This is a genomic window from Thermotoga sp. RQ7 (assembly GCF_000832145.1).
Classification (GTDB): Bacteria; Thermotogota; Thermotogae; order Thermotogales; family Thermotogaceae; genus Thermotoga; species Thermotoga neapolitana.
Window position 1 is genome coordinate 1,503,226 of sequence record NZ_CP007633.1, and the last position, 25,018, is coordinate 1,528,243.

21 protein-coding genes and 1 pseudogene are annotated in these 25,018 nt (G+C 48.1%); 10 read left to right on the plus strand and 12 right to left on the minus strand.

The features are described 5' to 3' along the window. Window positions 1-122: 122 nt before the first annotated feature. Window positions 123-362 carry a hypothetical protein gene (locus TRQ7_RS07760; RefSeq protein WP_004079921.1) on the minus strand — a complete coding sequence of 80 codons (240 nt, stop codon included), beginning with the start codon at window positions 360-362 and terminating at the stop codon, window positions 123-125. Window positions 363-729: 367 nt separating this feature from the next. Between TRQ7_RS07760 and TRQ7_RS07765 the strand changes: the two are divergent. After that, window positions 730-999 (plus strand): annotated as a pseudogene (locus TRQ7_RS07765) (hypothetical protein); the annotation flags it as partial. On the opposite strand, the gene TRQ7_RS07770 reads toward TRQ7_RS07765, so the two are convergent. After that, on the minus strand, window positions 990-1,847 hold the full coding sequence (locus tag TRQ7_RS07770; RefSeq protein WP_004079927.1) for an aldo/keto reductase: 858 nt from the start codon (window positions 1,845-1,847) through the stop codon (window positions 990-992). The pseudogene TRQ7_RS07765 and the gene TRQ7_RS07770 sit on opposite strands and share 10 nt — an antisense overlap. Before the next feature lie 112 nt (window positions 1,848-1,959). Here TRQ7_RS07770 and TRQ7_RS07775 point away from each other — a divergent pair, with 112 nt between their 5' ends. Beyond that, window positions 1,960-2,628: a viroplasmin family protein gene (locus TRQ7_RS07775; RefSeq protein ID WP_038053131.1), complete on the plus strand. Its 669-nt coding sequence runs from the start codon at window positions 1,960-1,962 to the stop codon at window positions 2,626-2,628. Beyond that, the gene (locus TRQ7_RS07780; protein WP_008195324.1) at window positions 2,625-2,780 is read left to right on the plus strand and encodes a hypothetical protein; all 156 of its coding nucleotides are present in this window, start codon (window positions 2,625-2,627) and stop codon (window positions 2,778-2,780) included. The genes TRQ7_RS07775 and TRQ7_RS07780 overlap by 4 nt, the downstream gene beginning before the upstream one ends. Window positions 2,781-2,787: 7 nt before the next feature. Here TRQ7_RS07780 and TRQ7_RS07785 read toward each other — a convergent pair whose 3' ends face one another. Together TRQ7_RS07785 and TRQ7_RS07790 are read right to left on the minus strand one after the other, a co-directional pair. After that, window positions 2,788-3,519, minus strand: coding sequence for an MBL fold metallo-hydrolase (locus tag TRQ7_RS07785; protein WP_008195326.1), 732 nt, complete (start codon window positions 3,517-3,519; stop codon window positions 2,788-2,790). Then, entirely contained in the window at window positions 3,516-5,600 is a 2,085-nt protein-coding gene (locus tag TRQ7_RS07790; protein WP_041844365.1) for an RND family transporter, read from the minus strand. The genes TRQ7_RS07785 and TRQ7_RS07790 overlap by 4 nt, the downstream gene beginning before the upstream one ends. A 51-nt stretch (window positions 5,601-5,651) precedes the next feature. Here TRQ7_RS07790 and TRQ7_RS07795 point away from each other — a divergent pair, with 51 nt between their 5' ends. Continuing rightward, window positions 5,652-6,275: a class I SAM-dependent methyltransferase gene (locus tag TRQ7_RS07795; protein WP_041844366.1), complete on the plus strand. Its 624-nt coding sequence runs from the start codon at window positions 5,652-5,654 to the stop codon at window positions 6,273-6,275. Here the strand turns inward: TRQ7_RS07795 and TRQ7_RS07800 are convergent, their stop codons facing one another. Continuing rightward, complete coding sequence (locus TRQ7_RS07800) at window positions 6,276-6,623, minus strand: cupin domain-containing protein (protein WP_041844367.1); 348 nt, start codon at window positions 6,621-6,623, stop codon at window positions 6,276-6,278. Between the two features lie 171 nt (window positions 6,624-6,794). Between TRQ7_RS07800 and metE the strand changes: the two genes are divergently transcribed. Further along, on the plus strand, window positions 6,795-9,002 hold the full coding sequence (metE, locus tag TRQ7_RS07805; RefSeq protein WP_041844368.1) for a 5-methyltetrahydropteroyltriglutamate--homocysteine S-methyltransferase: 2,208 nt from the start codon (window positions 6,795-6,797) through the stop codon (window positions 9,000-9,002). Window positions 9,003-9,110: 108 nt separating this feature from the next. Here metE and TRQ7_RS07810 read toward each other — a convergent pair whose 3' ends face one another. Together TRQ7_RS07810 and TRQ7_RS07815 are read right to left on the minus strand one after the other, a co-directional pair. Then, on the minus strand, window positions 9,111-10,358 hold the full coding sequence (locus TRQ7_RS07810; RefSeq protein WP_041844369.1) for a 6-phospho-beta-glucosidase: 1,248 nt from the start codon (window positions 10,356-10,358) through the stop codon (window positions 9,111-9,113). After that, window positions 10,355-11,314, minus strand: coding sequence for an N-acetylglucosamine kinase (locus tag TRQ7_RS07815; RefSeq protein WP_041844370.1), 960 nt, complete (start codon window positions 11,312-11,314; stop codon window positions 10,355-10,357). Before TRQ7_RS07815 ends, TRQ7_RS07810 begins: the two co-directional genes overlap by 4 nt. A 44-nt stretch (window positions 11,315-11,358) precedes the next feature. Between TRQ7_RS07815 and TRQ7_RS07820 the strand changes: the two genes are divergently transcribed. Genes TRQ7_RS07820 through TRQ7_RS07830 form a run of 3 tightly spaced genes read left to right on the plus strand, consistent with a single transcriptional unit; the run spans window position 11,359 to window position 15,998 of the window. Next, window positions 11,359-11,733, plus strand: a complete 375-nt coding sequence (locus TRQ7_RS07820; RefSeq protein ID WP_041844371.1) for a hypothetical protein — start codon at window positions 11,359-11,361, stop codon at window positions 11,731-11,733. Window positions 11,734-11,736: 3 nt separating this feature from the next. Further along, the gene (gene mutS2, locus TRQ7_RS07825; RefSeq protein WP_041844372.1) at window positions 11,737-14,010 is read left to right on the plus strand and encodes an endonuclease MutS2; all 2,274 of its coding nucleotides are present in this window, start codon (window positions 11,737-11,739) and stop codon (window positions 14,008-14,010) included. After that, the gene (locus TRQ7_RS07830; protein WP_015919770.1) at window positions 14,007-15,998 is read left to right on the plus strand and encodes a cell division protein FtsA; all 1,992 of its coding nucleotides are present in this window, start codon (window positions 14,007-14,009) and stop codon (window positions 15,996-15,998) included. The genes mutS2 and TRQ7_RS07830 overlap by 4 nt, the downstream gene beginning before the upstream one ends. Before the next feature lie 14 nt (window positions 15,999-16,012). On the opposite strand, the gene ugpC is transcribed toward TRQ7_RS07830, so the two are convergent. From ugpC to gatA, 5 genes are all read right to left on the minus strand, one after another. Then, complete coding sequence (gene ugpC / locus TRQ7_RS07835) at window positions 16,013-17,116, minus strand: sn-glycerol-3-phosphate ABC transporter ATP-binding protein UgpC (protein WP_041844373.1); 1,104 nt, start codon at window positions 17,114-17,116, stop codon at window positions 16,013-16,015. Window positions 17,117-17,118: 2 nt separating this feature from the next. Then, window positions 17,119-17,382 carry a type II toxin-antitoxin system Phd/YefM family antitoxin gene (locus TRQ7_RS07840; RefSeq protein WP_041844374.1) on the minus strand — a complete coding sequence of 88 codons (264 nt, stop codon included), beginning with the start codon at window positions 17,380-17,382 and terminating at the stop codon, window positions 17,119-17,121. 120 nt (window positions 17,383-17,502) lie between these two features. Further along, the gene (locus TRQ7_RS07845) at window positions 17,503-18,237 is read right to left on the minus strand and encodes a hypothetical protein (RefSeq protein WP_015919772.1); all 735 of its coding nucleotides are present in this window, start codon (window positions 18,235-18,237) and stop codon (window positions 17,503-17,505) included. Between the two features lie 4 nt (window positions 18,238-18,241). Next, complete coding sequence (gatB, locus tag TRQ7_RS07850; RefSeq protein WP_041844375.1) at window positions 18,242-19,690, minus strand: Asp-tRNA(Asn)/Glu-tRNA(Gln) amidotransferase subunit GatB; 1,449 nt, start codon at window positions 19,688-19,690, stop codon at window positions 18,242-18,244. After that, complete coding sequence (gene gatA / locus TRQ7_RS07855; RefSeq protein WP_041844376.1) at window positions 19,687-21,105, minus strand: Asp-tRNA(Asn)/Glu-tRNA(Gln) amidotransferase subunit GatA; 1,419 nt, start codon at window positions 21,103-21,105, stop codon at window positions 19,687-19,689. Before gatA ends, gatB begins: the two co-directional genes overlap by 4 nt. Before the next feature lie 214 nt (window positions 21,106-21,319). Here gatA and TRQ7_RS07860 point away from each other — a divergent pair, with 214 nt between their 5' ends. Both TRQ7_RS07860 and TRQ7_RS07865 read left to right on the plus strand, forming a co-directional pair. Then, the gene (locus tag TRQ7_RS07860; RefSeq protein WP_041844377.1) at window positions 21,320-21,787 is read left to right on the plus strand and encodes a type II secretion system protein; all 468 of its coding nucleotides are present in this window, start codon (window positions 21,320-21,322) and stop codon (window positions 21,785-21,787) included. 167 nt (window positions 21,788-21,954) lie between these two features. Next, the gene (locus tag TRQ7_RS07865; protein WP_041844378.1) at window positions 21,955-25,017 is read left to right on the plus strand and encodes an endo-1,4-beta-xylanase; all 3,063 of its coding nucleotides are present in this window, start codon (window positions 21,955-21,957) and stop codon (window positions 25,015-25,017) included. The last annotated feature ends 1 nt before the right edge of the window (window position 25,018 follow it).

Below are 25,018 nucleotides of genomic sequence, written 5' to 3' on the forward strand. Positions count from 1 at the left end.
AGGCGGCCGCCTTCTTTAAAAATTTCTAACCTCAGTCTAAGGAGTTACTACTGCACATCTTTGACTTCTGTTAGTGCATCCACCTAAAGGAATAGAATGGTTCGCGATTCGCTTAAGTACATTCATCCTTTGTCCCCCCTTTCATTCGATATTAGAAGCCTCGCGAGGCTTTTATTAAACCGTAAAATTTGATTTCCAGCCGTTAAATCTTCCGAGTGTGACTTCTCTAGCAGGAGGGTGTGAACAACAGTTTTTTTCCTCACTGTCGTTTGATAATCATCAGAAGGACTGGGAAACACAAGCGTGTATAGGAGAGAGAGCAGAATAACTATTGTGAGAATGATCCTTCTCACGATTTTCATCCCCCTTCCTCATTAGAACAGATCTTTTGTGACCTTTCAAATCTTCCTGGTTTTGAAAAGCCCTTTTTAAAGCGTTCTGCGATAAAGGATTTTCATTGAGATTTCATGTTTTGTGCAATTTCACTCCTAACGTTACACAGCAGTGTGATAAAATAGCGTAAAAATAATAGTTTTGGAGGGAAAGGATTGAAAAGTCATCAACTTTTGAAAGCACCATTTCAGCATGGATTTCTTTTCTCACGACCACTTGTTACATACTGCTTCAAAACATGCCATGATGCATCCTGGAAACATTACATAAGATTTCTGAAATACCGTCATGAAAAGCTTTATGAGGAGGCTCTCTCAGAAATAGATAGCGCAATAGATGAAAAGAAAGAAACTAGAAAGATTCACTTTGAAATACATCGAGATGAAAGAGCCTGACAGAAAATTCCTTGATAGATTTCTGAGGAACTACGGAAGGTACGATGGAGTGAGGTTTGGGATCAGGCTAAGGAAGCCGGATGTGGTGAGAGAGTTTGCAAAGAGGCACTCTCTCAAGGTTCAGCCCCTGTTTGTTGCCTTCTGGTGTGAAGAGGACGGCAGGGCAAGAAGAAGACTGGTGAGGATATTACACTGGATGACTCAAGAGTGATCGAGTGGGAAAACGGGTGTCAGTTTCTGTGCTTTTTCTTTCAGTATCTGCAGTTCTTCTTCGCTGATTTTTGTTCCCTGATTTTCAACGATTTGACACATCCACCAGAGAAATTCCTGGTGACTTGGACTCACAGCTGCGGTGACGGGCAGTGATAGTGTGAAGCGAAGTGCCATGGATGCTTCTTCGAAATCATCCACAGGATGATACCAGCATTTTTCCCAGCGTTTTTCTTCTCCTTCCTCCAGACGTCTTTTTGCCAGAGCCTTTATTGCCAGAATTCCCATGTTTTTCTCCCGGGCTTTGCTGTAAAGTCTTTTGCCAAATCCTTTTCCCAGCCAGCTTGCCCAGTTCAGTGGAAAAAGTACCGTATCGAAATCGAACCTTTCCAGCATCGAAAGTGCAGCTTCCTCACTGTGAGCAGAAAAACCGATGTACCTTATCAGTCCTTCTTCTTTTGCCTTCAAAAAGGCCTCTATAGCTCCATTCGGTGAAAAGATGGCCTCCACCTCATCGAGCGTGGTCACAGCATGGAACTGATAAAGGTCAAAGTGATCCGTCTGGAGTCTCTTCAGAGATTCGTTCAATTCTTTCCAGGCACCTTCTTTTGTTCTCTCCATCGTTTTACAGGCCAGAAACACCTGGTCTCTGTAAGGCTTCAGCGCTGGGCCAAGTTTTTCCTCGGCGTCTCCGTAGGAAGGAGCAACGTCGAAGTAGTTTATGCCCCTCTCGATCGCTCTGGCAACTATCTTTTTTGCAGATTCCACGGACTCGTTCATCACAACGATTCCGCCGAATCCGACCACAGAGAGCTTTTCACCTGTTTTCCCCAGAACTCTTTTTTCCACGGAAAATCCCCCCTTCAACGACTGGGTCTATTATACATCCAGGACCTTAATTTCTCCAAATTGTATCGATTTTAAATGGACATGGTATAAATGGGTTTGAGAGGTGATGAAGTTGGCAAAAAAATACTACGCTGTGAGGAAAGGAAGGGTACCAGGAATCTATGAGTCCTGGGAAGAGGCAGAAAAACAGGTAAAGGGCTTTCCGGGAGCAGAGTACAAAAGTTTTGAGAAGATAGAGGATGCAAAGGCATATCTTGAGGGAAAAGATGAATGCACCTGCCCGGAACTTGACGAAGAGACGATGATCGCCTATGTGGATGGGAGTTATGATGTGGTCTGTGGTTCTGGAGTGGTTCTGTGCTATAGGGGAAAGAAGGAAGAGTACTACTTCTGGACGGACATCGATGAGTTCAAAGACTCAAGGAACATAGCCGGAGAGATCATGGCTGCACTTTTTGCCATGGACTGTGCTTTGAAGAAAGGAGCAAAAAGACTCATTCTCAGGCACGATCTTGAAGGGCTTGAAAAGTGGGCAACGGAAGAGTACAGAACAAAAGAGCCGGTGACGCGTGTTTACAAGTACCTTTACGAGCAGTTTTGCAGGAGCGGTCTTGAAGTGGTCTTTGAGAAGGTGAAGAGTCACTCTGGAGACTTTTGCAACGATGAGGCTGACAGGCTGGCAAAAGAAGCAGCGAAAAAAAGATCAAACGTTGAGTGGACTTTGAAGGATTTTGAGAGTACAATGAAGATACTGGATCAAAAGAGGAGATGGGCAGAATGAAAAAGATGAGTATCACGGGTGGAACGGCCCTGATAGGGCTTGGAGTTGGTTTTATTCTTTTCAAACATTCCGTGTTCTATTTCATTGCGTCTCTTTTCATAGGAATCGGTGTGGGTTTACTGATCGAGTATCTCACGAAAAGAGAAAAATAGAAATCGTTCAGACTTTCTCTGGATTGTACACCAGAACTGCCGTGCCGCATGTTGCATAGAGACCCTTGAAGTTTCCATAGGGATACGGCTCGCCCTTCAGTGACCCATCGATAACACCTTCCACAGCCTTTATGAGGTCTTCCAGATAATCTGGTCCAAAAGGTTTCAACTGTGTGCCACTCAGATGCCCATGGTAGATCTTCTCGAAACCGTCGATCTCTCTGAGTTTTTTCAGGCTTTTAAGGTACTCTCTCAGTGGAAGACATCCCGGAAGATGCATCCAGGTGTGTCCTGCCCCCACCGAATCCCCGCTGAAAAGCAGCCTGTTTTCTCTGTCCAGAAGAGCGATCGACCCTGGTGTGTGTCCCGGGACTTCGATCACCTCGAGCGTTCTTCCACCAAGATCGAAACTGTCTCCCTCTCTCACGTCCAGAAAGTTTTTGTAATCCACCTGTATTTTGAACAGTTCTATGATCTGAAGGTCCCTGTGGTTGAGATACACCTTTTCGAACTGGTTTGCCTGCATGATGTGATCCCAGTGGGCGTGGGTGAGAACAACTTCGATGGGTTTTTCCGTGATGGATCTTATGAAACCTTTCAGGTCACCTTCTCCCATACCGGTGTCTATGAGGAGGGCTTTCTCTTCTCCCACTACCAGGTACATACTGTCTCCCCTGTAGTCGGCGATGTGCCATACACCGGGCTCGAGCAAGGTGCAGGTGTACTCGTTTTTCCTCATCTTTTCACCTCCAGAAGTTTTGGCAAAACCACAAGACTCATGAAAGAGCTCACGGTCATCGTGACCCACATGATTGCGACAAGATAAGTGTGGAACGTGAAGGGTGACAGAATCAGAGCGGAAAGCCCCACAGAAAGACCAAAGGCGTTTGCCAAAACGGGTGTGGATGCGATCTTTACCGTCTTTTCCAGATCCCTGTAATATCTGAACAGCTCCGTCACATGTATGGCGTAATCTATTCCAACCCCGATCACTATTCCGGCCATGTTTGCCGTGATCAGGTTCAGAGGAATCCCAGAAAGCCCCATGAAACCAAAAAGAGACACAAGCGAGATCAGAACAGGAACGATCGCCTTTGCTGGAATGACAAAACTTCTCTGAAACAGAACAAGAAGGAGAAAGACCATGCTGACAGCAAGCACCACCGAAAGTACCTGCTGATGAACGATCGAGTCGTTCATCTCTTTTATGATGTAGGGAAGCCCCGTCACCTGAAAGCCGCTTTCTTTCACTATGTGTTCCACTTCCTCGAGAGTGTTTCTGTCGAGGTTATCCAGAAAGATGAAAGCCCTTCCTGTGCTTTCGGATAGAAAGTTGTTCGTGTACTCCTCTGGAAGAAGTCTTTTGAGTATCAGCGCCCTTGCAAGGATTTTCGGGTAACCTTCTTCTTTGAAGAGATGTTCGTTCATCTTCACAAGGATATCGTAGACGGAAAAGGCATCGTATCCTTTGCTCTTCAGTTTTTCTTCCATCGAAAGGACCTTCCGGGCAAAGTCTGGAGAGAGCAGATTCTCTGACTCGAAAACGGCATAAACGGGCAGAGCCCTTCCGAAGATCTCTTCTATCTTCTCCACGTTCTTTCTGACCTTTGTGTAACTTTTGTAGAGTTTCAGGATGTTGAGGTCTGCCTTCAGAAGGAATGTGCCTGGAAGGAAGGCGAAAAGAACCACCAGTGTGATGATCCACGCTCGCTTTGAAAGTCTTTGAAAAAGCCGGGCCAGGCTGCTTTCCTTCTTTTTGATCTCAACATCTTCCATTCCTGACAGTATTACGGGAAGTACGATCCACGTTGAAACTCCCGCAAGACCGATTCCAGCAGCAGCGAGGAGTCCCATCTGTTTCATGGACTGAGAGTTCAAAGTGAGAAAAGAGAGAAATCCTGCCATCGTGGTGAGTGTGGTGAGGATCATCGCCCTTCCAACACTCTCGAGAGTATCTTTGATGGCGTTGAACGTACTCTCTCCATCTTTCTTTCGTTCCAAAAAGTGCGAAACGAAGTGAAGCCCATCGGCACTTCCCATGACGATGGTGAATATGGGAACCAGAACCGTGATGATGGAAAGGTTCTGGCCCATCCATCCCATCACGTAGCCAAGCGTCCAGAGGGCGGCGAATCCCGCCGGTATCAAAGATAAAATGGCGTATCTGAACCTTCCAAGTTGTACTCTGAAGACGTTCAGAAGAAGAACAACGGCGAGTGGGGGAAGTGTGAATATCATGAACAGAAGATAGCGAAATATCTGGTCTTCCAGATACTGTGTTCCAGAGAGGTAATGTTCATATCCTGAAAGAGTACTTTCGATTTCATTGGGATTTACACTGTTTCTGGGAAGTATCATGAATAGGGAGTAGTATCCATCTTCCATTTTCCTCACGTTGAGGAAGTCTTTCATGTTTTCAACATAGCTCAGAAAGTCTCTGTACTGCTCTTCGGACATGTTCTTTGTCTCCACCAGTCTGAAGCCAGCGGGAAACTTCTCCGGAATGGGTGGTATGACAGTCTTTACACCTTCAACGGAGGAGAGTTTTTCCTTTATTTCAAAGATCTCATCTATTCCCTCTCTGCTCAGGGGATCGACGTTCGTCTTCACCATCACCACAAGCTGTTCTCCTGTTTTGAAGACGCCGTTCATCTTCTCGTATATCTCTTTCTGACGGGATTTCTGAGGCATCAGAATGGAAAACTCAGTTGTGAAGTGAAGTCCGAAAAGCCCAAAGAGTGCTAAAATGTTCAGTACCAGCACCACCGCGAAGATCTTCTTTCTGTTTTTGAAAACAAAAGAGGTGTACTCTTCGAACAAAGGTGTCACCTCCCGTGGACTTTATTTTATCAGGAAGGACGGTGAAAAAGCATGTGGGATGTCTTTGAACACTTCGTGAACGAGTACGAGGAGTGGTTCTTAAAGCATAAATTCGCCTATCTTTCTGAACTCAAAGCGGTGAAGACTCTTCTTCCAGAGGGAAGGGGAGTGGAGATAGGGGTTGGTACAGGAAGGTTCGCTGTTCCTTTGAAGATAAAGATCAGGGTGGAACCTTCAAAACGCATGGGAAAGATAGCAAGAAGAAGGGGAATACTGGTGATAGAAGGAACAGCGGAGAATCTGCCACTGAAGGATGAAAGCTTCGACTTTGCACTGATGGTCACCACGATCTGCTTTGTGGATGATCCACTGAAGGCCTTGCAGGAAGCGAAAAGAGTGATCAGAAAAAGAGGACACATTATCGTTGGTATTGTGGACAGAGAAAGTTTTCTGGGAAGAGAGTACGAAGAAAAGAAGGAAAAGAGCCTCTTCTACAAACGTGCAAGATTCTTCTCGACCGAAGAGATAGTGCACCTAATGAAAATGGTGGGTTTTGGGGACTTCAAAGTGGTTCAGACACTCTTCAACCATCCCTCAAAACTCACCGATGTTGAGCCTGTCTTAAAAGGATACGGCGAAGGGGCTTTTGTGGTGATCGCGGGGCGAAAAAGTTAATCAGAGCAAAACGATTATCGCCAGAAACTCAAGGTCTTTCTCTCCTGTGTTCTCTATGGAATGTGACTCTCCAGAATCTGTGAAACACACGTCTCCTGCCTTTATGGGAACGTCCTTTCCGTTGTCGTGGAAGATGCCTTCTCCGGAGAGGATGTAGTATATCTCGAACTCTCCATCGTGCCTGTGCAGTCCTACAGAAGACCCCGGTGGAAGTTTCATCTTCGCAAAGAGCCTTGCTCTGTTTTTCATGACTTCTTTTGAGAGAAGGTGAGTCATCTCCACTTCTCCTTTTCCACCGCGCATGTTCGAAATCTTTTCAGGGGTGAGTTCAGAAGATCTCACGACCATACCCGTTCCCTCCTTCGTCGATTCTTCTTTGAGTATATCACACATCACCACTTGAAAGGGCCTGTTTTTCCCTCAAAAAACGTTTATGCGAATTTTCCTTCCGTTAACCACGTTACACACAACATGTGGTATCATGATTTCAAATCATACAACAGATGGAGGTGAAAGAAGTTGAAGGTGTACGCGTTCGGCTTTCCGAAGATAGGAGAAAAAAGAGAGTTCAAGAGAGCACTGGAAGATTTCTGGAAAGGAAAGATCACAAAAAACCAGTTCAAAGAGGAAATGAACAGACTCAGGATTTACATGGTGGAGAACTACAGAACGAGCGTGGACGTTGTTCCTTCGAACGAACTCTCTTACTACGATTTCGTTCTCGACACAGCCGTAATGGTGGGGGCGATTCCGAAGCGGTTTGGAAAGTATGAGGGTCTTTCGACTTATTTTGAGATGGCACGTGGAAGAAAGGCCCTTGAGATGACGAAGTACTTCAACACGAACTACCACTACCTTGTTCCCGAGATAGAGAGTGGAAACTTTGAACTCCTTGAAAACATTCCCCTTGAAGATTTTCTCTTCTTTAAATCGATGGGAATTGAGACCGCACCAAGAATACTGGGACCGTTCACCTTCCTCTATCTTTCCAAAAAAGACGGGATGTGGATCAGAGAACCCGGTGAAATGGAAAAACTTTTCACCAGACTCGTTCCTGTCTACAGGAAAGTTTTTGAAGAACTCGTAGAAAACGGTTGCGGAGAAATCCTTGTGGATGAGCCTGCCTTCGTGTGTGATCTTCAGAAAGACCACTGGAGTTTGATAAAAGATGTGTACAGCGAGTTTTCAGGGTTTCCTCTGACGATTTTTACCTATTACGACAGCGTTTCTGATTACGAGTTCTACGTGTCCCTTCCTGTGAAGGGCCTTCACCTGGATTTTGTTTCAAACACAGAAAATCTCAAAAACTTCGAAAAATACGGTTTTCCATCGGACAAGACTCTCATAGCCGGTGTCATAAACGGCCGTCAGCCCTGGAGAGCAAATCTCAAGAAAGTGGCAGAACTTGTGGACAAACTCGGTGCGAGTGCCATCTCGAACTCCTGTCCGCTATTTCACCTTCCCATAACTGCGCAATGGGAAAACAGCCTTCCTGATGGTCTGAGGGAAAAACTTGCCTTCGCAAAGGAAAAACTTGAAGAGCTGAAAGTACTGAAAGAGTTCTTTGAAGGGAAAAAAGTAAATCTTCCAGAGGTTAGTTTCGAAGACTTCGCCGTCGATGAATCAGTTTCTAAAAAGATAAAACAGCTCACACCTGACTCTTTCAGAAGAGAGAAGGAGTATCAGGAGCGTGACAGGATTCAAAGAGAAGAACTGAAACTTCCTCTTTTTCCGACCACAACAATCGGATCTTTCCCTCAGACCAGCGATGTGAGAAAGATGAGGGCAAGGTACAGAAGGGGAGAAATCTCGGAAGAAGAATACGAGTCCTTCATAAAAGAACAGATAAAAAAGGTAGTAAGGATCCAGGAAGAGATAGGGCTCGATGTTCTGGTACACGGTGAGTTCGAAAGAAGCGATATGGTGGAGTTCTTCGCGGAGAGACTGAACGGAATCGCCACCACACAGAACGGCTGGGTTCTTTCTTACGGTTCAAGATGCTACCGCCCACCCATCATATACGGCACGGTTTCAAGGACAGGGCCCATGACGTTGAAAGAAATCACCTACGCACAGTCTCTGACAGAAAAACCCGTCAAGGGAATGCTCACAGGTCCCATCACCATCATGGGCTGGAGTTACTACAGGGAAGACATTCCAGAAGAGGAGATCGCCTACCAGATCGCCCTTGCAATAAACGAGGAGGTGAAAGACCTGGAAAAAGCCGGAATAAAGATCATCCAGATCGATGAACCTGCGTTCAGAGAGAAGGCACCCATCAAAAAGAGCAGATGGCCGGAGTACTTCGAGTGGGCAATAAACGCCTTCAATCTGGCTGCGAATGCAAAGGCTGAGACGCAGATCCATGCCCACATGTGTTACTCTGATTTCAACGAGATAATAGAGTACATCCACAGGCTGGAGTTCGATGTGATAAGCATCGAGGCTTCAAGGAGCAAGGGAGAGATCATCTCAGCCTTTGAAAACTTCAAGGGCTGGAAGAAACAGATTGGTGTTGGTGTCTGGGACATTCACTCTCCCGCTGTTCCCTCCGTTGATGAAATGAAGAGTATAATAGAAAGAGTCCTCAGGATACTTCCGAAGGAACTGATATGGGTGAACCCCGACTGTGGCCTTAAAACAAGAAACTGGGAAGAGGTCGTACCCTCTTTGAAAAACATGGTGGACCTTGCAAAGAAGTTGAGGAAGGAGTATAATAATACTTGAACGGACAGAAGATGAAAATACCTGCTTGACAGATTGGAGTAAAATGTGGTATAATACACATTGGTCGACCAAAAACAGGAGGGGGAATTTCCCCCTCCTTTGTTTTTTTCACACCAGTTTCACGTGTTCGCTGTTTGCCTTCAGTATCTCTTCGAGAAGATCTTTCGCGTCCTCCACATCCGGCCCCAGAGGATGAGAAAGAAGGGCTTTCAGTGCCAGTTTTTTTGATCTCTTAAGATACGCTTCTATCGTAAGGCGCTCGTACATTTTCACAGCATGGATGAACGAGAGGGCAAAGAGATCTCCCTTTCCCTGAGAGATCGAAAGTGCCCTGCCAGACCTCACGTAGCATGGAATCTCGAGAACATAATCGTTGGGGAGATTTTCGATCGATCCGTTGTTCCTCGTGTTCACTATGTGGATCTTTCCTTCGTCCTTTTCAAGGTCTCTTATCAAATGGGCCGCCGCTGTGGAGTACATGCTTCCTCCACGCTTTGAGAGTTCCTCAGGAATTTCAGTAGCGGTTCTGTACTTTTCGAAGAGTTGTTCCTCTATTTTCATGACCTCCCTTGATCTGAGTTCGTGCGAGGTGATTTTTTTGAACATCTTCTTTTCCATCAGGTAATATCTCAAATACGGATTCACGAGGAGCCTTACAGAGTCGTAGAACCACTCTGGAAAATCTTCATCGGGTATGTTGGAAAGTTTCAGTTTCAGGTTCTCAAAGACCTTTTCTGTGACATCCTGGCCTTTCACGAAGACCCTCTCAACGAAACTCAGGTGGTTGAGCCCGTAGTACTTGAGAAACACGTCTTCAAGGTTTACTGAGAACATCTCCGAAATCTCCCGGATGAAATTTATCGGAACGTTGCAGAGTCCTATGAACTTTTCATAATCAAGGTAGTTTCTGACAAACTCGGTGATGTGCCCGGAAGGATTGGTGAAGTTTATTATCGTTGCGTTCGAGACCTTTCTCACTGTTTCGACGTACTCTTCCACGACGGGGAAGGCCCTCAGGGCCGCCGAAAATCCCCCCACCCCCGTTGTTTCCTGTCCGATGAGGCCGTACTTCAGCGGTATGCCCTCGTCTTTTTCCCTTCCCTTCAACCCTCCTGGTCTGAATTGAAAGATCACGTACTTTGCATCCATCACCGCGTCTTTGAAACTCTCGGCGATCAGTACCCTGAACCTGTCCTTCACGAGCCTTCTCACAAAATCGACCACGATCTTCTGTTTTTCTTCGTTTATGTCGTAGAAGATCACCTCATCGATCTGAACGTCACCGGAGATGTCCAGGAGCCCCTTTATCAGCTCCGGGGTGTAACTGCTTCCACCACCTATCACCGCAATTCTCATCTCTTCACCTCCTTCAGGTAGTTCTTCACCAGCCTGTTGTAGAGTTTTTCCGTCACCTCGATTCCAGAACGCTCCATGGCAAACAGTACCGCACCGATCACTGGATCGTGCTCCGGGATTGTGACTTCGTATTCCTTTCCGACGGCACTTTCTATCATCTTTATGAGAAGGGAAGGAGCGTTCTTGAAGAAGCTTCCCTCCAGGATCAGCCTGATGGGTGGTGTGAAGTTAAGGATTTTTCTGTGTGCGTCCACTATCTTTTTCACCTCGATCACGATTTCGTTGAATATTCTGAGAGAGACCGTGTCTCCATTTTCGGCACACCTGAAGAGGACCTGGTTCACTTTCCTGACGATTTCACCGGTGTCTCCACCTTCGTAATCGTATCTCAGAAGGGTTTCGACCGGTCCGATCTCTTTTTCAATCTCGTCAACAAGGACCGTCCAGTCGTCCCTTCCGTCTTTTGCCCTCACAACAGCGGATGTCACAAGGGAAGCGATGTAGTGAGAGCCAAGCCTTTCACCGAGGGAAAAGGAAAGTCCTCCTATTCTGTTCACTCTCTTCCCATCGGAGGCGTACGAGATACTACCGGTCCCGCAACTCACCATGATCCCCGTGTCGTCGAAAGAGCCGGACCTGAGGGCGATTCTTCCGTCGTTGTCGAAGTCGAATCTTTTGAGGCCGATTTCTCCCAAAATCTCCCTCACGATCTTCATCTCGTACTCAAAATCCGCTCCGGCATATCCGAAGAAGGCAAAATCCACGTCTTCGAGAGTCTTCTTTGACCTTTCCAGAACGCTGTTTATCACATCTTTCAGATTTTTCAGGGCGTTCTCTTTCCCAACGACCTGGTAGTTCGCCCCGCGACCTCTGTGAACGGCAAGGATGTTCCCCTCTTCATCGCTCAGGACCGCCAGTGTTTTCGTTCCACCAACGTCGCATCCAAGAAAAATCAAATTTCTCACCCCCATCATAGTATAATCGTTTCAGGGTGGGAAACGTGAAAGGATCACTCTTCGTTTTGCTTTTTGCTCTTTCTACGTGTGTGATGAGTGGAGCCTTTGTGGGCTTTTCGATCGACTTTTCCGGAACGACCTCGATGGCCTTTGGTGTGGACAACGGAAGGTTCACAGCGGGAGTGGAACTGTGGGATGTTTCAAATTTCTCTTTCTTTGTCGGTGCTCTGAGGAATGTAGATTTGAAGGACTTCATGCTCACTCTGGAAACGAGGGTGGGACTTTCCATGAAACCTTATTTTGGCCTTATCACGTTCTTCTGGAAAAAGTACGGCAAGGTGAGGTGGGGATTTGGTTACAGAGTACTTCTGAAGGATTCTCAGATCAGTTTGCCTGTGTTCATCAGATTGGGGTGGTAGAAAGTGGATTACCTTGAGGTTCTCGATTTTCCAAAGGTTGTGGGTCTGGTGAAGAGACACACCTTTTCCGATCTCGGGAAAAGACACCTCGACACGTTAAAGCCAACCGTGAACCCGTGGAACGAGCTGGAACTGTTAGAAGAACTTTTAAACTACCTCACAAGATGGGGAGAGCCACCCATAAAAGGCTTGAGCGACATCACGCCAGAACTGGAAAAGTTGAAAGCGGGATCCTCTCTGGAGCCGTGGGAACTTCTGCGCGTTTCCAGCTTTCTTGAAGGTTGCGACATCCTGAAAAATGATCTCACAAGACGGGAGTACCAGAAACTGAAGGAGACGTTCTCTCAGCTTGTGTCGTTTGAAGAATTCGTGAAGGAAGTGAACAGGTGCATAGAACAGGATGGAGAAGTCTCCAACAGGGCAAGTCCGAGATTGAAGGAGATAAGGAACGAAAAGAGGAGCCTTTCGTCGGAGATCAGAAAAAAAGCAGACGACTTCGTGAAGAATCACTCTCAAATCCTCCAAGAGCAGATGTACGTCTACAGGGATGGAAGGTACCTCTTTCCCGTGAAGGCCTCCATGAAGAGATCGGTGAGGGGTATTGTGCATCATCTGTCCTCTTCTGGTGCCACCGTTTTCATGGAACCCGAAGAGTTCGTCGAACTGAACAACAGGATGCGCCTTCTGGAAGAAGAAGAGAGACTGGAAATCAGTCGCATTCTTCGCCATCTCACGAACATGCTCCTTTCAAACCTGAAGGACCTTGAAAAGAACATAGATCTGATCGCTCACTACGATTCTCTCTACGCGCGGGCAAAGTTCGCAAAGGAAAACAACGGCATCGTTGTGAAACCATCCTCGAGAATAAGACTGGTGAACGCAAGACACCCGCTGATACCGAAAGACAGGGTCGTTCCGATAAACCTGGAACTTCCACCGAACAAAAAGGGTGTTATCATCACGGGGCCGAACATGGGAGGAAAAACCGTCACCGTGAAAACGGTGGGACTCTTCACCGCCCTCATGATGAGTGGCTTTCCGCTCCTCTGCGATGAGGGAACGGAGTTGAAGATCTTTCCGAAGATAATGGCGGATATCGGTGAGGAGCAGAGCATAGAGCAGAGTCTGAGCACGTTCTCTTCTCACATGAAGCGAATCGTTGAGATCGTCAGAAACGCCGACAGCGACTCTCTTGTCATTCTCGATGAACTGGGATCTGGAACAGACCCGGTGGAGGGGGCTGCCCTCGCCATCGCGATAATAGAAGACCTTCTGGAGAAAGGAGCAACCCTTTTCGTGACGACCCATCTCACACCCGTGAAGGTCTTTGCGATGAACCATCCTCTTCTTCTGAACGCCTCGATGGAGTTCGATCCGGAGACGCTCTCACCAACCTACAGGGTCCTCGTTGGTGTTCCGGGAGGGTCCCATGCGTTCCAGATAGCAGAGAAACTGGGACTCGAGAAGCGCATAATAGAAAACGCAAGATCCAGGCTTTCGCAGGAGGAGATGGAACTTGAGGGCCTCATAAGATCGCTCCACGAAAAGATCTCCCTGCTCGAGGAGGAAAAGAGAAAACTCCAGAAGGAAAAAGAAGAGTACATGAAACTCAGAGCAAAATACGAAGAGGACTACAAAAAACTCAGAAGAATGAAGATAGAAGAGTTCGACAAAGAACTGAAGGAACTCAACGACTACATCAGGAAGGTCAAAAAAGAACTCGATCAGGCAATACACGTGGCAAAGTCCGGCAGCGTTGAAGAAATGCGAAAGACCGTGAAGACACTGGAGAAGGAAAGGGAAGACCTGAAGAAGAAGGCCATCGAAGAGGAGGCAGAGGAAGAGATCAACGTGGGAGACCACGTGAGGATGGAGGGAGGAACCTCCGTTGGAAAGGTCGTGGAGGTGAAGGGAAACACCGCCCTTGTTGACTTTGGCTTTCTGAGGGTGAAGGTACCACTTGGAAAGCTCAAAAAGGCAAAGAAAAAAGAAGAGGAAGACAGGGAAAAGGGCACTCACTTTGTTTCCTCTTTCAGAACGGAGATAGATATACGTGGCATGACCGTTGAAGAGGCAGAACCCGTCGTGAAGAAGTTCATAGATGATCTGGTGATGAACGGCATCAAAAAAGGCTATATAATCCATGGAAAAGGAACGGGAAAACTGGCAACGGGTGTCTGGGAAATTCTCAGGAAAGACAGGAGGGTGGTTTCCTTCAGGTTCGGCACTCCATCGGAAGGGGGAACGGGTGTTACGGTCGTGGAGGTGGAAGTGTGATCTTTGCCCTGGACGTTGGGACACGCAAGATAGCGGGGCTGCTTGCAATCGAGGAAAAAGGCGTGATCAGAATCGTCGACTCTGAACTCATAGAGCACAGAAGCCGCACGATGTTCGATGGACAGGTGCACGACGTGATGGGTGTTGCAGAGACCGTCGAGGAAGTGAAGCGAAGGCTTGAGGAGAGAAACGAGTTGAAACTCGAGGAAGTGGCGGTCGCACTTGCAGGAAGGTTCCTGAAGACAAAAATCGGTGAAGCAGAGAGAGACCTTTCGAAGTTGGGGCACATCACAAGGGAAGACGTGATGAAACTGGAGATAGAGGCTGTCAGCAACGCACAGAGCGATGTGGAAGAGGACTTCTTCTGCGTCGGATACTCTGTTGTGGAGTACAGGCTGGACGACATGTGGATGAAGAAACTGGAGGGCCACAGGGGTGGAAGGGCTTACGTGAAGGTTGTTTCTGCGTTTCTTCCCGTGCACGTTGTGGACTCTTTGATGAGAGTTCTGGAGACGGTGGGACTCACACCGATGCACGTGACATTGGAGCCCATAGCTGCCATGGACCTTGCCGTACCGGAGGATCTGAGATATCTGAACATCGCCCTCATCGATGTTGGGGCAGGAACAAGCGATATCGCCATATCCAGGGAAGGTACTGTTGTGGCATACGGAATGATTCCACTCGCAGGTGACGAGATCACAGAGGCAATAGGAAAAAGTTTCCTGCTGGACTTCCAGACGGCAGAACACGTCAAGCGAAGTGTTTTCACTACAGGGAAGATGAAGGTGAAAAACGTTCTCGACAGAGAGATCGATCTCACAAGAGAAGAGGTCGAGTCCGCCATAAAACCCGTTGTCGATCAGATCACGTCTGAGATTTCTTCTACTGTGATGGAACTCAACGGAGAACCACCCTCTGTTGTGATGGTGGTTGGAGGTGGAGCGAAGGTTCCGGGGTTTGTGGAGGCGCTGGCCGAAAAACTGAACCTTCCGTCTGACAGGGTTTCTCTGAAGAGTGTGGAAAGCACGGGTGTTGTGGAGGACATCACTGGGAAGGTCAGAGGAAGCGAATACATCACACCCGCCGGGATAGCGTACAGCGCCATGAGAAACAGGGGGTCTGTCTTTTCTCAGGTCGTCGTAAATGGAATTCCCGTGAGACTCATAGGGGCCGCCGGAAAGTACTCCGTGATGCAGGTTCTCATACAGGCAGGCTACAGGTTCTCTTCGCTCGTCGGGGGAGATACGATCTCTGTCGTTGTGAACGGAAAAACTATCCTGAGGCCAAGAAGAAGAACCTCCGTGAGGATACTGGTGAACGGCCAGGAGGCAAGCCTATCTTCGAAAGTGAAGCACGGAGACAGGATCGATGTTCACATCGAGGAAAAGACCGTCACTCTCAGGGTAAAGGACGTTGCAAAACCCGTGAGGGTGAAACTTCCATCCGGAGAGATCGAAGAAATTTACCCGGAGATCCTGAAAAACAACTCCCCGGCATCTCCTGAAGAACCACTTGGCGAAGAAGACGTTATCAGTTTTCCAGAGAAGATGAAGGTAAATGAGATCAGAAAGAAACTATCCTACGGCAAGGTGACGGTCGTCGTCAACGGAGAAGAAAAGAGAGTCTGCGTTGTGGATTTCGATCTTTTGAGAGAAGGCCAGGTTTTGAAGGATGACGAAGAAGTTTCCCTCGGAAGTGAACTCGTTGTGGTGGAGAAGGGAAAAAAGTCCCTGGAAGAGGCACTGGAGGTTCCCCACATCACAGTCAGTTTCAACGGTGTTTTGAAAAGGATTCCTCTGAAGATCATCCACAGAACCGGTGAGACTGTGGAGATGAAGGACTTCAAACCGATGGTGATAGATCTTCTGAAAGATGTGAAACTGGATGGTTTGAAGGATTACGAACTTCTCAGAAACGGGAAAAAAGCGATGTTCACCGATCCCCTCGAAGACGGAGATGTGATCGAGTTCAGAATAAAAAAGTGAGGGGGCCGGCCCCCTCAGATGATAGCCTTCTCCGTTTCTTTATCGAAGGCATGCATTCGCGTCATGTCGAACACAAGATCGATCTTCTGTTCCTCTTTTGCCTGTGTCCTCGGGTTGACGGATGCCGTGATGATGTCATCCCCCACCCTCACATGAAGGATCGTTTCGCTTCCAAGAGGCTCGACCACATCGACGATTCCCGTTACCGTGTTCTCCGGGGTTGGGGCAATCGCAAACAGTTTGTCGTAGATGTCTTCAGGCCTGATACCGAAAATGATCTCTTTGTCTATGTAGTTTGCGAGTTTATCTTCGAACTCCTTCGGCACCTTCACCTTGAAGCCGGACGCCTGTATCCAGAGACCACCTTCTCCTCTCACAACCCTTGCGTTGACGAAGTTCATCGGAGGACTTCCGATGAAGCCGGCAACGAAGACGTTCGCGGGGTTGTTGTATATCTCATGGGGGGTGCCGATCTGCTGGATCTCTCCGTCTTTCATGACAACTATCTTGTCTGCCATCGTCATCGCTTCCACCTGGTCGTGTGTCACGTAAACGATCGTTGCCTGGAGCCTGTGGTGGAGTTTTTTGAGCTCACTTCTCATCTGAACCCTCAGCTTTGCGTCGAGGTTGGAAAGAGGCTCGTCGAAGAGGAAAACCTTCGGGTTTCTCACGATCGCTCTTCCAACGGCAACCCTTTGCCTTTGACCACCGGAGAGCTGTCTTGGTTTTCTGTCGAGCAGGTTCTCAATTCCGAGTATCTTTGCGGCTTCTCTGACCCTTCTGTCGATCTCATCTTTGGGGTATTTTCTCAGTTTCAAACCGAAGGCCATGTTCTCGTAGACGGTCATGTGCGGATACAGAGCGTAGTTCTGGAACACCATGGCGATGTCCCTGTCTTTTGGTTCGACGTCGTTCACAACCTTGCCGTCGATGTAGATCTTTCCCTCGGTGATCTCTTCGAGCCCGGCGATCATTCTAAGGGTAGTTGTCTTTCCACAGCCGGAGGGTCCCAGAAGGACCACGAACTCCTTGTCTTCGACGACCAGGTTCGCGTTCTTCACCGCAACAACCTTGTTGTCGTAGATCTTGGTGACGTTTTCAAGCACAACCTGAGCCATCCTCACACCTCCTGAGAATCGTTGAATTCAAAGTATTTCTTGAGTTCAAGGTACTTCTCCACGTTGCCGATGTCCAGAAGGTAGGTGTCCAGTATCTCTTCGAGGAACTCCATCAACTTCCTGTACTTCTCATAATCGATCACCGCAACGGCCGGAATCCCGTTCTTTGTAACGACCACATCTTTTCCCTTTGCTTCTTCTACGACCTGTGAGAACTTTGCCTTTGCCTCTGCCAGACTGTAGAAGGACACGCCGCTCAGATTCATCTTCCCACTCCTTGACCAAAATTATAGTCAAGTTTACAAAAAATTACAAGTGCCGTTTCAGATGAAAAAACGGGGATATCCAGGATTATCCCCGTTTATGAAGAAATATGAGGTTTTTTCTTAAAATTTCACGCTGAAGTAGAACCTGCCCGTGTTGAAGACGAAGGTTAGATCGGTGGTTCCTTTTCTGACACGGCCCATGAAACCAAGGGCAACCTCATCTCTGGAGGCCGCAACGAGGAGTTTCAGGTCGACTCCGTTGATGGGCCTGAGGTTGAAACCCGCTCCACCGGACAGTTTCCAGTTGAGACCACCCACTCCCATGAAGACCACGTTGTCTGGATCCGACACACCGAAGAGAAAGGTGTTGTTCAGAGCCCTGTAGGCAAAGGAGGTGCTTCCCATGGAGAGGTGTCCACTGCAGAACATGACGGTGTCCTCGGACATGTACGAGAAGTTGTCGAGAGAGAGCCTGTAACCACCGAGTTTCATGTTGTAGTTCTGTTCAAGAAGGGCGTATCCTCCGAATCTTCCCAGGAAGAATTCGTAGTGGAGACTTCCGGGAAATGGAACAAGATCCCTCTGGTCGATGAAGAAAGAGACGTTCCAGGTGTTTCCGAAAGAGATGCCTACCTTCAGTACCGCCTCCGAGGTTTTCACCTTCAAAAAGCCGAGTTTCTGAAAGTTTGCCTCACTCTTTGTTACAGACGCTCCAATGCCCCATCCATCCTTGAAAGCCTCGAAAAAGAGCGTATCTCCGAATCTGACATGGTACCCACTGGAAGTCCACATGAAGGAGGCAGAAAGTAAAACTCCCCCCACGGTTAAAAGGAAAAGAAGAAGATATTTTCTCAAGATATCACTCCCCTTCCAGGAGTTTCTGAACGATTTTGTTTGTGAGTTCTGGATTTGCCTTTCCCTTTGTCTCCCTCATCACAAAGCCAACGAAGAAGCCAGCCGCTTTCTTCTTGCCTGCTTTGTAGTCCTCAACTGCTTTTGGATTCTGTTCCATCGCCTTTCTGACGAGTTCTTCTATGAGCCTTTCATCGTTTATCTGAACAAGACCCCTTTCTTCCACGATCTGAGAGGGCATCTTCCCCGTTTCGAAGACCTCCGGGAATATTTCCTTTGCGATCTTTATGGAGATCTTTCCCTCGTCCATCAGTCTGAAGAGGTCTGCAAAGTGTTGTGGTGTCAGTTTTGACTCTGTGATTTCGATGTTTCTCTCGTTGAGTTCTCTCAGAACTTCCGTCATGATCCAGTTGCTGAGATCCTTCGGTTTTCCAACAACCTTCACGCATTCTTCGAAAAACTCTGCAAGTTCTTTGCTTGCCGTGAGAACCCTGGCATCGTACTCCGGGAGGTTGTATTCTCTCACGAAACGGGCCGCCTTTTCGTCTGGAAGTTCGGGAATTTCCCTTTTTACCTCTTCGAGATATTCATCGCTCAGGACAACGGGTGAAATATCGGGCTCCGGGAAGTACCTGTAGTCGCTCTCTTCTTCCTTTCCCCTCATGGAGACAGTAGTCTTTGTTGCCATGTCCCAACCTCTTGTTTCTCTTTCCACGTCCTCTCCTCTTTCCATGGCCCTGACAATCCTTTCGAATTCGTACTCCAGGGCCCTTTCCACGAATCTGAAGGAGTTCATGTTCTTCACTTCCACCCTGTTGCTCTGTCTTCCTGTTTCTGTGTCCACAACGGAGATGTTCGCATCGCATCTGAGTGCACCCTTTTCCATGTCGCCCGTGCTCACACCCAGGTATCTCACGATCGATCTCAGTTTTTCCATGAAGATGCGTGCTTCCTTTGGAGAGGAAATATCAGGTTCTGTAACGATCTCGATGAGAGGCACACCGCACCTGTTCATGTCAACGAGGGAGTAACTCGCACGTGTGATGGAATCTCCTTCGTGCACGAGTTTTCCTGCGTCCTCTTCTATGTGAAGTCTTCTTATTCTGACCTTCTTTCTTCCTTCGTCTCCGTCTATTTCTAGGTAGCCTTCCGTTGCGATCGGGTAGAAGTACTGGCTGATCTGATATCCCTTCGGAAGGTCCGGATAGAAGTAGTTCTTCCTGTCGAATCTGGAATATTTGTGTATCTTGCAGTTCAGAGCAAGGGCCGTCTTCACGGCAAACCTGATCATCTCTTCACTGGGAACGGGGAGCGCTCCCGGCTGGCCCGTGCAGACAGGGCAGATCGCCGTGTTCGGTGGAAGGTCGAAGACATCCGCCGGGCAGGAACAGAACGCCTTGGTCTTCGTTGAGAGTTGAACGTGTATTTCAAGTCCTATGACCGGTCTGTATCTCATGATTTCACCTCCGGAAGGGGGAACATACCGTTTTCGTTGTAGGGGGAGTTCTTCTCTATGGCTCTCGCTATTCTGAAGACTTTCCCGTCCGCGAACCTTCTGCCAATTACCTGAACACCAACGGGGAGGTTGTTTGAGAATCCAAACGGCACACTGATCGCCGGAAGACCCGCAAGGTTCGCCGGTATGGTGAATATGTCCATCAGGTAGTAGGTGAGCGGGTCCTTTATCTCCCCGATTTTGAACGCGGTGACGGGAGAGGTGGGAGTGAGGATCGCATCGTATCGGGAGAGAACCTCGTTGAGTTCGTCTGAGATCTTTCTTCTCACCTTCATCGCTTTGTTGAAGTAGGCCTCGTAGTAGGCAGCGCTGAGTGTGAAGGTTCCGATCATGATCCTTCTTCTCACTTCCTCACCGAAGCCCACGTTTCTTGTCTTCATGTACATCTCCCTGAGGCCTTTCTCTTTTATCCTGAGGCCGTACTTCACACCGTCGAATCTGGCAAGGTTTGAACTCGCCTCGGCTGGAGCGATGACGTAGTAGGTGGCAACAGAGTACTTGATGTGGGGTATCTTCACTCTCTCCACCTTTGCACCGAGTCTCTCGAGAAGTTTCAGGGCCTCTTCGAATCTCTCTGCCACACCGTCTTCTATCTTGTGCTCGTAGATCTCCTGCGGAACGGCGAATCTCATACCTGCGACGCCGTTTTCGATCTCCGAAAGGAAATCAACTTTCCTATCCATCGTTGTGGCGTCGTTCTCGTCTTTTCCGGAGATGATTTCCATGAGGATGGCGGCGTCCCTCACCGTCTTCGTGATGGGACCTATCTGGTCGAGAGAGCTTGCAAATGCCACAAGGCCGTACCTGGAGACGAGTCCGTAGGTGGGTTTGTACCCGACCACCCCGCAAAGCGACGCGGGCTGTCTCACAGAACCTCCTGTGTCGCTTCCGAGCGCCGCAACGACCATTCCCGAAGCGACCGCAGCGGCAGATCCTCCACTGCTGCCACCGGGAACTCGCTCGAGATCCCAGGGGTTTCTCGTGGGAAAGAACGCGGATCTTTCGGTGCTGGATCCCATCGCGAACTCGTCGAGGTTCGCTTTTCCGACGATAACAAAGCCCGCTTCTTTCAGTTTTTTCACAACGGTGGCATCGAAGACGGATTCGTAGTTCTCGAGGATTTTAGAAGCACAGGTCGTTCTCATTCCGAGGGTCAGAATGTTGTCCTTGATGGCGATGGGAATTCCCCAGAACTTTCCATTCTTTTCCACGGAGACGTCTTCTTTGACGGAGATGAACGCCTTCACGTGGGGGTCGAACTTCTTTATCGCCTCTAAGGAAAGACGGGGGAGATTTTCCCTTTCTTCGTCAGGGAGTTTCAAGGAGTCTTCTATTGTGAGTTTTCTGAAGTCCAAACCGATCACCTCCTCTTGAGAATTATATCAGAGACGTGTTAGAATTATTCAGAAGAGCGATGAAATTTCTTCTGAAATGGAAAATGAACATATTTCAGAATAAACAAGGACCTTATTGGAAACTTTTCAGCACTTGACACAAACCGACAACAGGTTGTATAATTCATAAGAGTAAAATCTATATTTAACAAATTTTAACTTGGGAGGTGTTTTTATGAGGAGAAGAGCGGGTTTCACGTTAATTGAGCTTTTGATCGTCATGGCTATCATCGCAGCTTTGATGGCGGTGCTCGTTCCGACCGCAACAGGTGCGATGAAGAAGGCGAGGGCGACAAGGCTTGCGGTTCAGCTCAGAAACTACGTAACAGGTCTTCAGCAGTGGATCACAGCAACATTACCGACATCAGATGATGTTGCCGATTTGGACGTTGACAATGCAGTTTCCATGGGATTTGTTGGCCAGGCAGAAAGAGATCTGTTTGCAAATGGCACAGACTTTAACGCCGACGCTGCTAACAGCCGCATAGTGATCACCGTTGATTACGACACAAATGATTCAAACATAGCCAACCTGGTCTACAACAGTTTGAAAGACGTATTTGCTGGAGGTACTGGGAGTGCAACTGTGACGAATGACACTGAAATTGGAATAACCGCTTATGTCCAGGCCTTCTGGTGGTAACACTCCCGCCTGAAAGAGAGAAAGCCCCCGTCCGGGGGCTTTTGGTTTTTTTATAGATCATCCCTGTCTGGTGTTTTTTAAAATTTGAAAATTGATTTCCATATATGATACAATATCTTTCAAAGAAGTTTTTTCCTTTCTGAAAATAACAAGAGGGGGGTGTTTCCATGAGGTCTCTTCTGAGACTGTGTCTTTTCCTTGTTCTTGTGAGCACTCTTGTCACTGGAGGTGAAATCATAAACTTTGAAAAGGAAGAAGATGGGGTTTCACCCTTTGGAGGGGCAGTTGTTACACTCTCACAGGACGTTTCCTTCAGGGGAGTTTACTCCCTGAAAGTGGATAGCAGAACTTCGCCCTGGGATGGGGTGGAGTTTGACCTCACTGGAAAGGTCTCACCGGGAAAAGAGTACAGGATTTCCTTTTATGTGTACCAGACGTCGAACACGCCTCAACTCTTCAGCGTTCTTTCCAGAGTTGTGGATGAAAGTGGAGAAAAGTACGAGATACTCCTTGATAAAGTCGTCACACCGGATGTCTGGAAGAAGATGGAACTGATCTTCACGCCTCCTCAGAAAGCAGAAAAGTTCTCGTTGATCGTTGCCTCACCTGAAAGAACGAACTTTCCGTTCTACATCGATGAACTTCAACTCTCCAGTCCGGATGAAGTTCAGGAACCTCCGCCGGTTCTTCACTGCTCCTTCGAGAGTGAAACAGCCGAAGGCTGGATACCCCGGGGAAATGCAAAACTTCAGGTCACTTCCAGGGTTTCTCACACCGGTAGAAACGCCCTTTTCATCTCTGAAAGGTCTGCCAGCTGGGAGGGAACACAGTTCGATCTGAAAAGCATCGTAAAACCAGGAAAGACCTACACCTTTGAGATGTGGGTGTATCAGGATTCTGGAAGCCCTGTCGGTATCCTCATGAGGATGACACGAAAGTTCGAGAACGAAATCACAACGAAGCATCCTATCTGGCTGTACGGGAGAACGGTTCCGTCAGGAAAGTGGGTGAAGCTGTTTGGTATCTTTGGACTCCCAGAAGGAATAGACGTGGATCAACTTGTTCTTTACGTCTACACGGATGGCTCGAACACAGACTTCTACGTCGACGATGTGAAGATCTACGACAAACCGCTTGTATCGTTCGAAGAGGATGTACCTTCCCTGAAAGAGATCTTCAAGGATCAATTCAAAATCGGTGCCGGGATCTCCGAAAAATCCATCCTCACTCCCTTTGACCTTGAGTTTCTCAAAAAGCACTTCAACAGTGTCACGGAGAGGAACAACATGAAACCGGTGAATCTGCTCGCCGGTGTTGAAAATGGCAGGCTGAAGTTTGACTTTTCACTCGCTGATCTGTTCGTTGACACAGCGCTTAAGAACGGGATCTCCGTGAGGGGCCACACACTGGTATGGCACAATCAGACACCCGAGTGGTTCTTCAAAGACGAAAATGGAAACCTTCTGAGCAAAGAAGAGATGACAGAAAGGCTCAGAGAATACATACACACCGTTGTTGGACACTTCAAGGGGAAGGTCTACGCATGGGACGTTGTGAACGAAGCGGTCGATCCGAACCAGCCGGATGGGCTGAGAAGATCGACGTGGTATCAGATCATGGGGCCTGACTACATAGAACTTGCGTTCAGGTTTGCAAGGGAAGCAGATCCCAATGCGAAACTCTTCTACAACGACTACAACACCTTCGAACCCAAAAAGAGAGACATCATCTACAACCTTGTGAAGAGTCTCAAGGAGAAAGGACTCATCGATGGAATAGGCATGCAGTGTCACATCAGTCTTGCAACGGACATCAGGCAGATCGAAGAGGCCATCAAAAAGTTCAGCACCATCCCCGGTATAGAAATTCACATAACCGAACTGGACATCAGTGTTTACAAAAGCTCCAGAGGTTACTACGAGAGGCTTCCAAGAAACGTGGAGGTGGAACTTGCACACAAATACGCCCAACTGTTCAGCGTCTTCAGAAAGTACAGCAACGTGATCACCAGCGTGACGATGTTCGGCCTGAACGACGGAGACGCTTGGAGTGGAAGAAACAACTGGCCATTCTTGTTCGATGAGTACTACCAGACAAAACTTGCCTTCTGGGGAGTTGTGGATCCTGAACTCTTTCCGCCACTACCAAAGACCTCTACCATTTCAGAGGGTGAGGCCGTGGTGGTTGGAAAGATGGACGACTCCTATCTGATGTCGAAGCCGATAGAGATCTACGATGAAGAAGGGAACGTGAAGGCAACGATCAGGGCGATATGGAAAGGCAGCACGATCTACGTATACGGAGAGGTTCAGGATGCGACGAAGAAGCCGGCAGAGGATGGAGTAGCGATCTTCATCAACCCGAACAACGAAAGAACACCATACCTGCAGCCGGATGACACCTACGTTGTGCTGTGGACGAACTGGAAGACGGAGGTCAACAGGGAAGACGTAGAGGTGAAGAAATTCGTTGGGCCTGGATTCAGAAGGTACAGTTTTGAGATGTCGATCACGATACCTGGTGTGGAGTTCAAGAAAGACAGTTACATAGGGTTCGATGTAGCGGTGATAGACGACGGGAAATGGTACAGCTGGAGCGACACGACGAACAGCCAGAAGACGAACACGATGAACTACGGAACGCTGAAACTTGAGGGAGTGATGGTGGCGACGGCGAAATACGGAACACCGGTCATCGATGGAGAGATCGACGATATCTGGAACACGACGGAGGAGATAGAGACGAAATCGGTTGCGATGGGATCACTGGAGAAGAACGCAACGGCTAAGGTGAGGGTGCTGTGGGACGAGGAGAATCTGTACGTTCTTGCGATAGTGAAGGATCCGGTTTTGAACAAAGACAACAGCAATCCGTGGGAGCAAGATTCGGTGGAGATCTTCATAGACGAGAACAACCACAAGACAAGCTACTACGAAGACGATGATGCGCAGTTCAGGGTGAACTACATGAACGAGCAGTCGTTTGGGACGGGAGCGAGTGCGGCGAGGTTCAAGACGGCGGTGAAGTTGATCGAGGGAGGCTACATAGTAGAGGCGGCCATCAAGTGGAAGACGATCAAGCCGAGTTCGAACACGGTGATAGGTTTCAACGTTCAGGTGAACGATGCGAACGAGAAGGGTCAGAGGGTTGGTATCATCTCCTGGAGTGATCCAACGAACAACAGCTGGAGAGATCCTTCAAAGTTCGGAAACCTGAAACTCCTGAAATGAA

What these genes read in the sequence shown, in the direction of transcription:
- TRQ7_RS07860 (WP_041844377.1), top strand. Translation starts at nt 21,320, where the DNA reads ATGAGGAGAAGAGCGGGTTTCACGTTAATTGAGCTTTTGATCGTCATG.
- TRQ7_RS07810 (WP_041844369.1), bottom strand. Translation starts at nt 10,358, where the DNA reads ATGAGAATTGCGGTGATAGGTGGTGGAAGCAGTTACACCCCGGAGCTG.
- TRQ7_RS07800 (WP_041844367.1), bottom strand. Translation starts at nt 6,623, where the DNA reads ATGGTCGTGAGATCTTCTGAACTCACCCCTGAAAAGATTTCGAACATG.
- TRQ7_RS07780 (WP_008195324.1), top strand. Translation starts at nt 2,625, where the DNA reads ATGAAAAAGATGAGTATCACGGGTGGAACGGCCCTGATAGGGCTTGGA.
- TRQ7_RS07795 (WP_041844366.1), top strand. Translation starts at nt 5,652, where the DNA reads ATGTGGGATGTCTTTGAACACTTCGTGAACGAGTACGAGGAGTGGTTC.
- gatB (WP_041844375.1), bottom strand. Translation starts at nt 19,690, where the DNA reads ATGAGATACAGACCGGTCATAGGACTTGAAATACACGTTCAACTCTCA.
- TRQ7_RS07865 (WP_041844378.1), top strand. Translation starts at nt 21,955, where the DNA reads ATGAGGTCTCTTCTGAGACTGTGTCTTTTCCTTGTTCTTGTGAGCACT.
- TRQ7_RS07785 (WP_008195326.1), bottom strand. Translation starts at nt 3,519, where the DNA reads ATGAGGAAAAACGAGTACACCTGCACCTTGCTCGAGCCCGGTGTATGG.
- TRQ7_RS07840 (WP_041844374.1), bottom strand. Translation starts at nt 17,382, where the DNA reads ATGAATCTGAGCGGCGTGTCCTTCTACAGTCTGGCAGAGGCAAAGGCA.
- TRQ7_RS07760 (WP_004079921.1), bottom strand. Translation starts at nt 362, where the DNA reads ATGAAAATCGTGAGAAGGATCATTCTCACAATAGTTATTCTGCTCTCT.
- ugpC (WP_041844373.1), bottom strand. Translation starts at nt 17,116, where the DNA reads ATGGCTCAGGTTGTGCTTGAAAACGTCACCAAGATCTACGACAACAAG.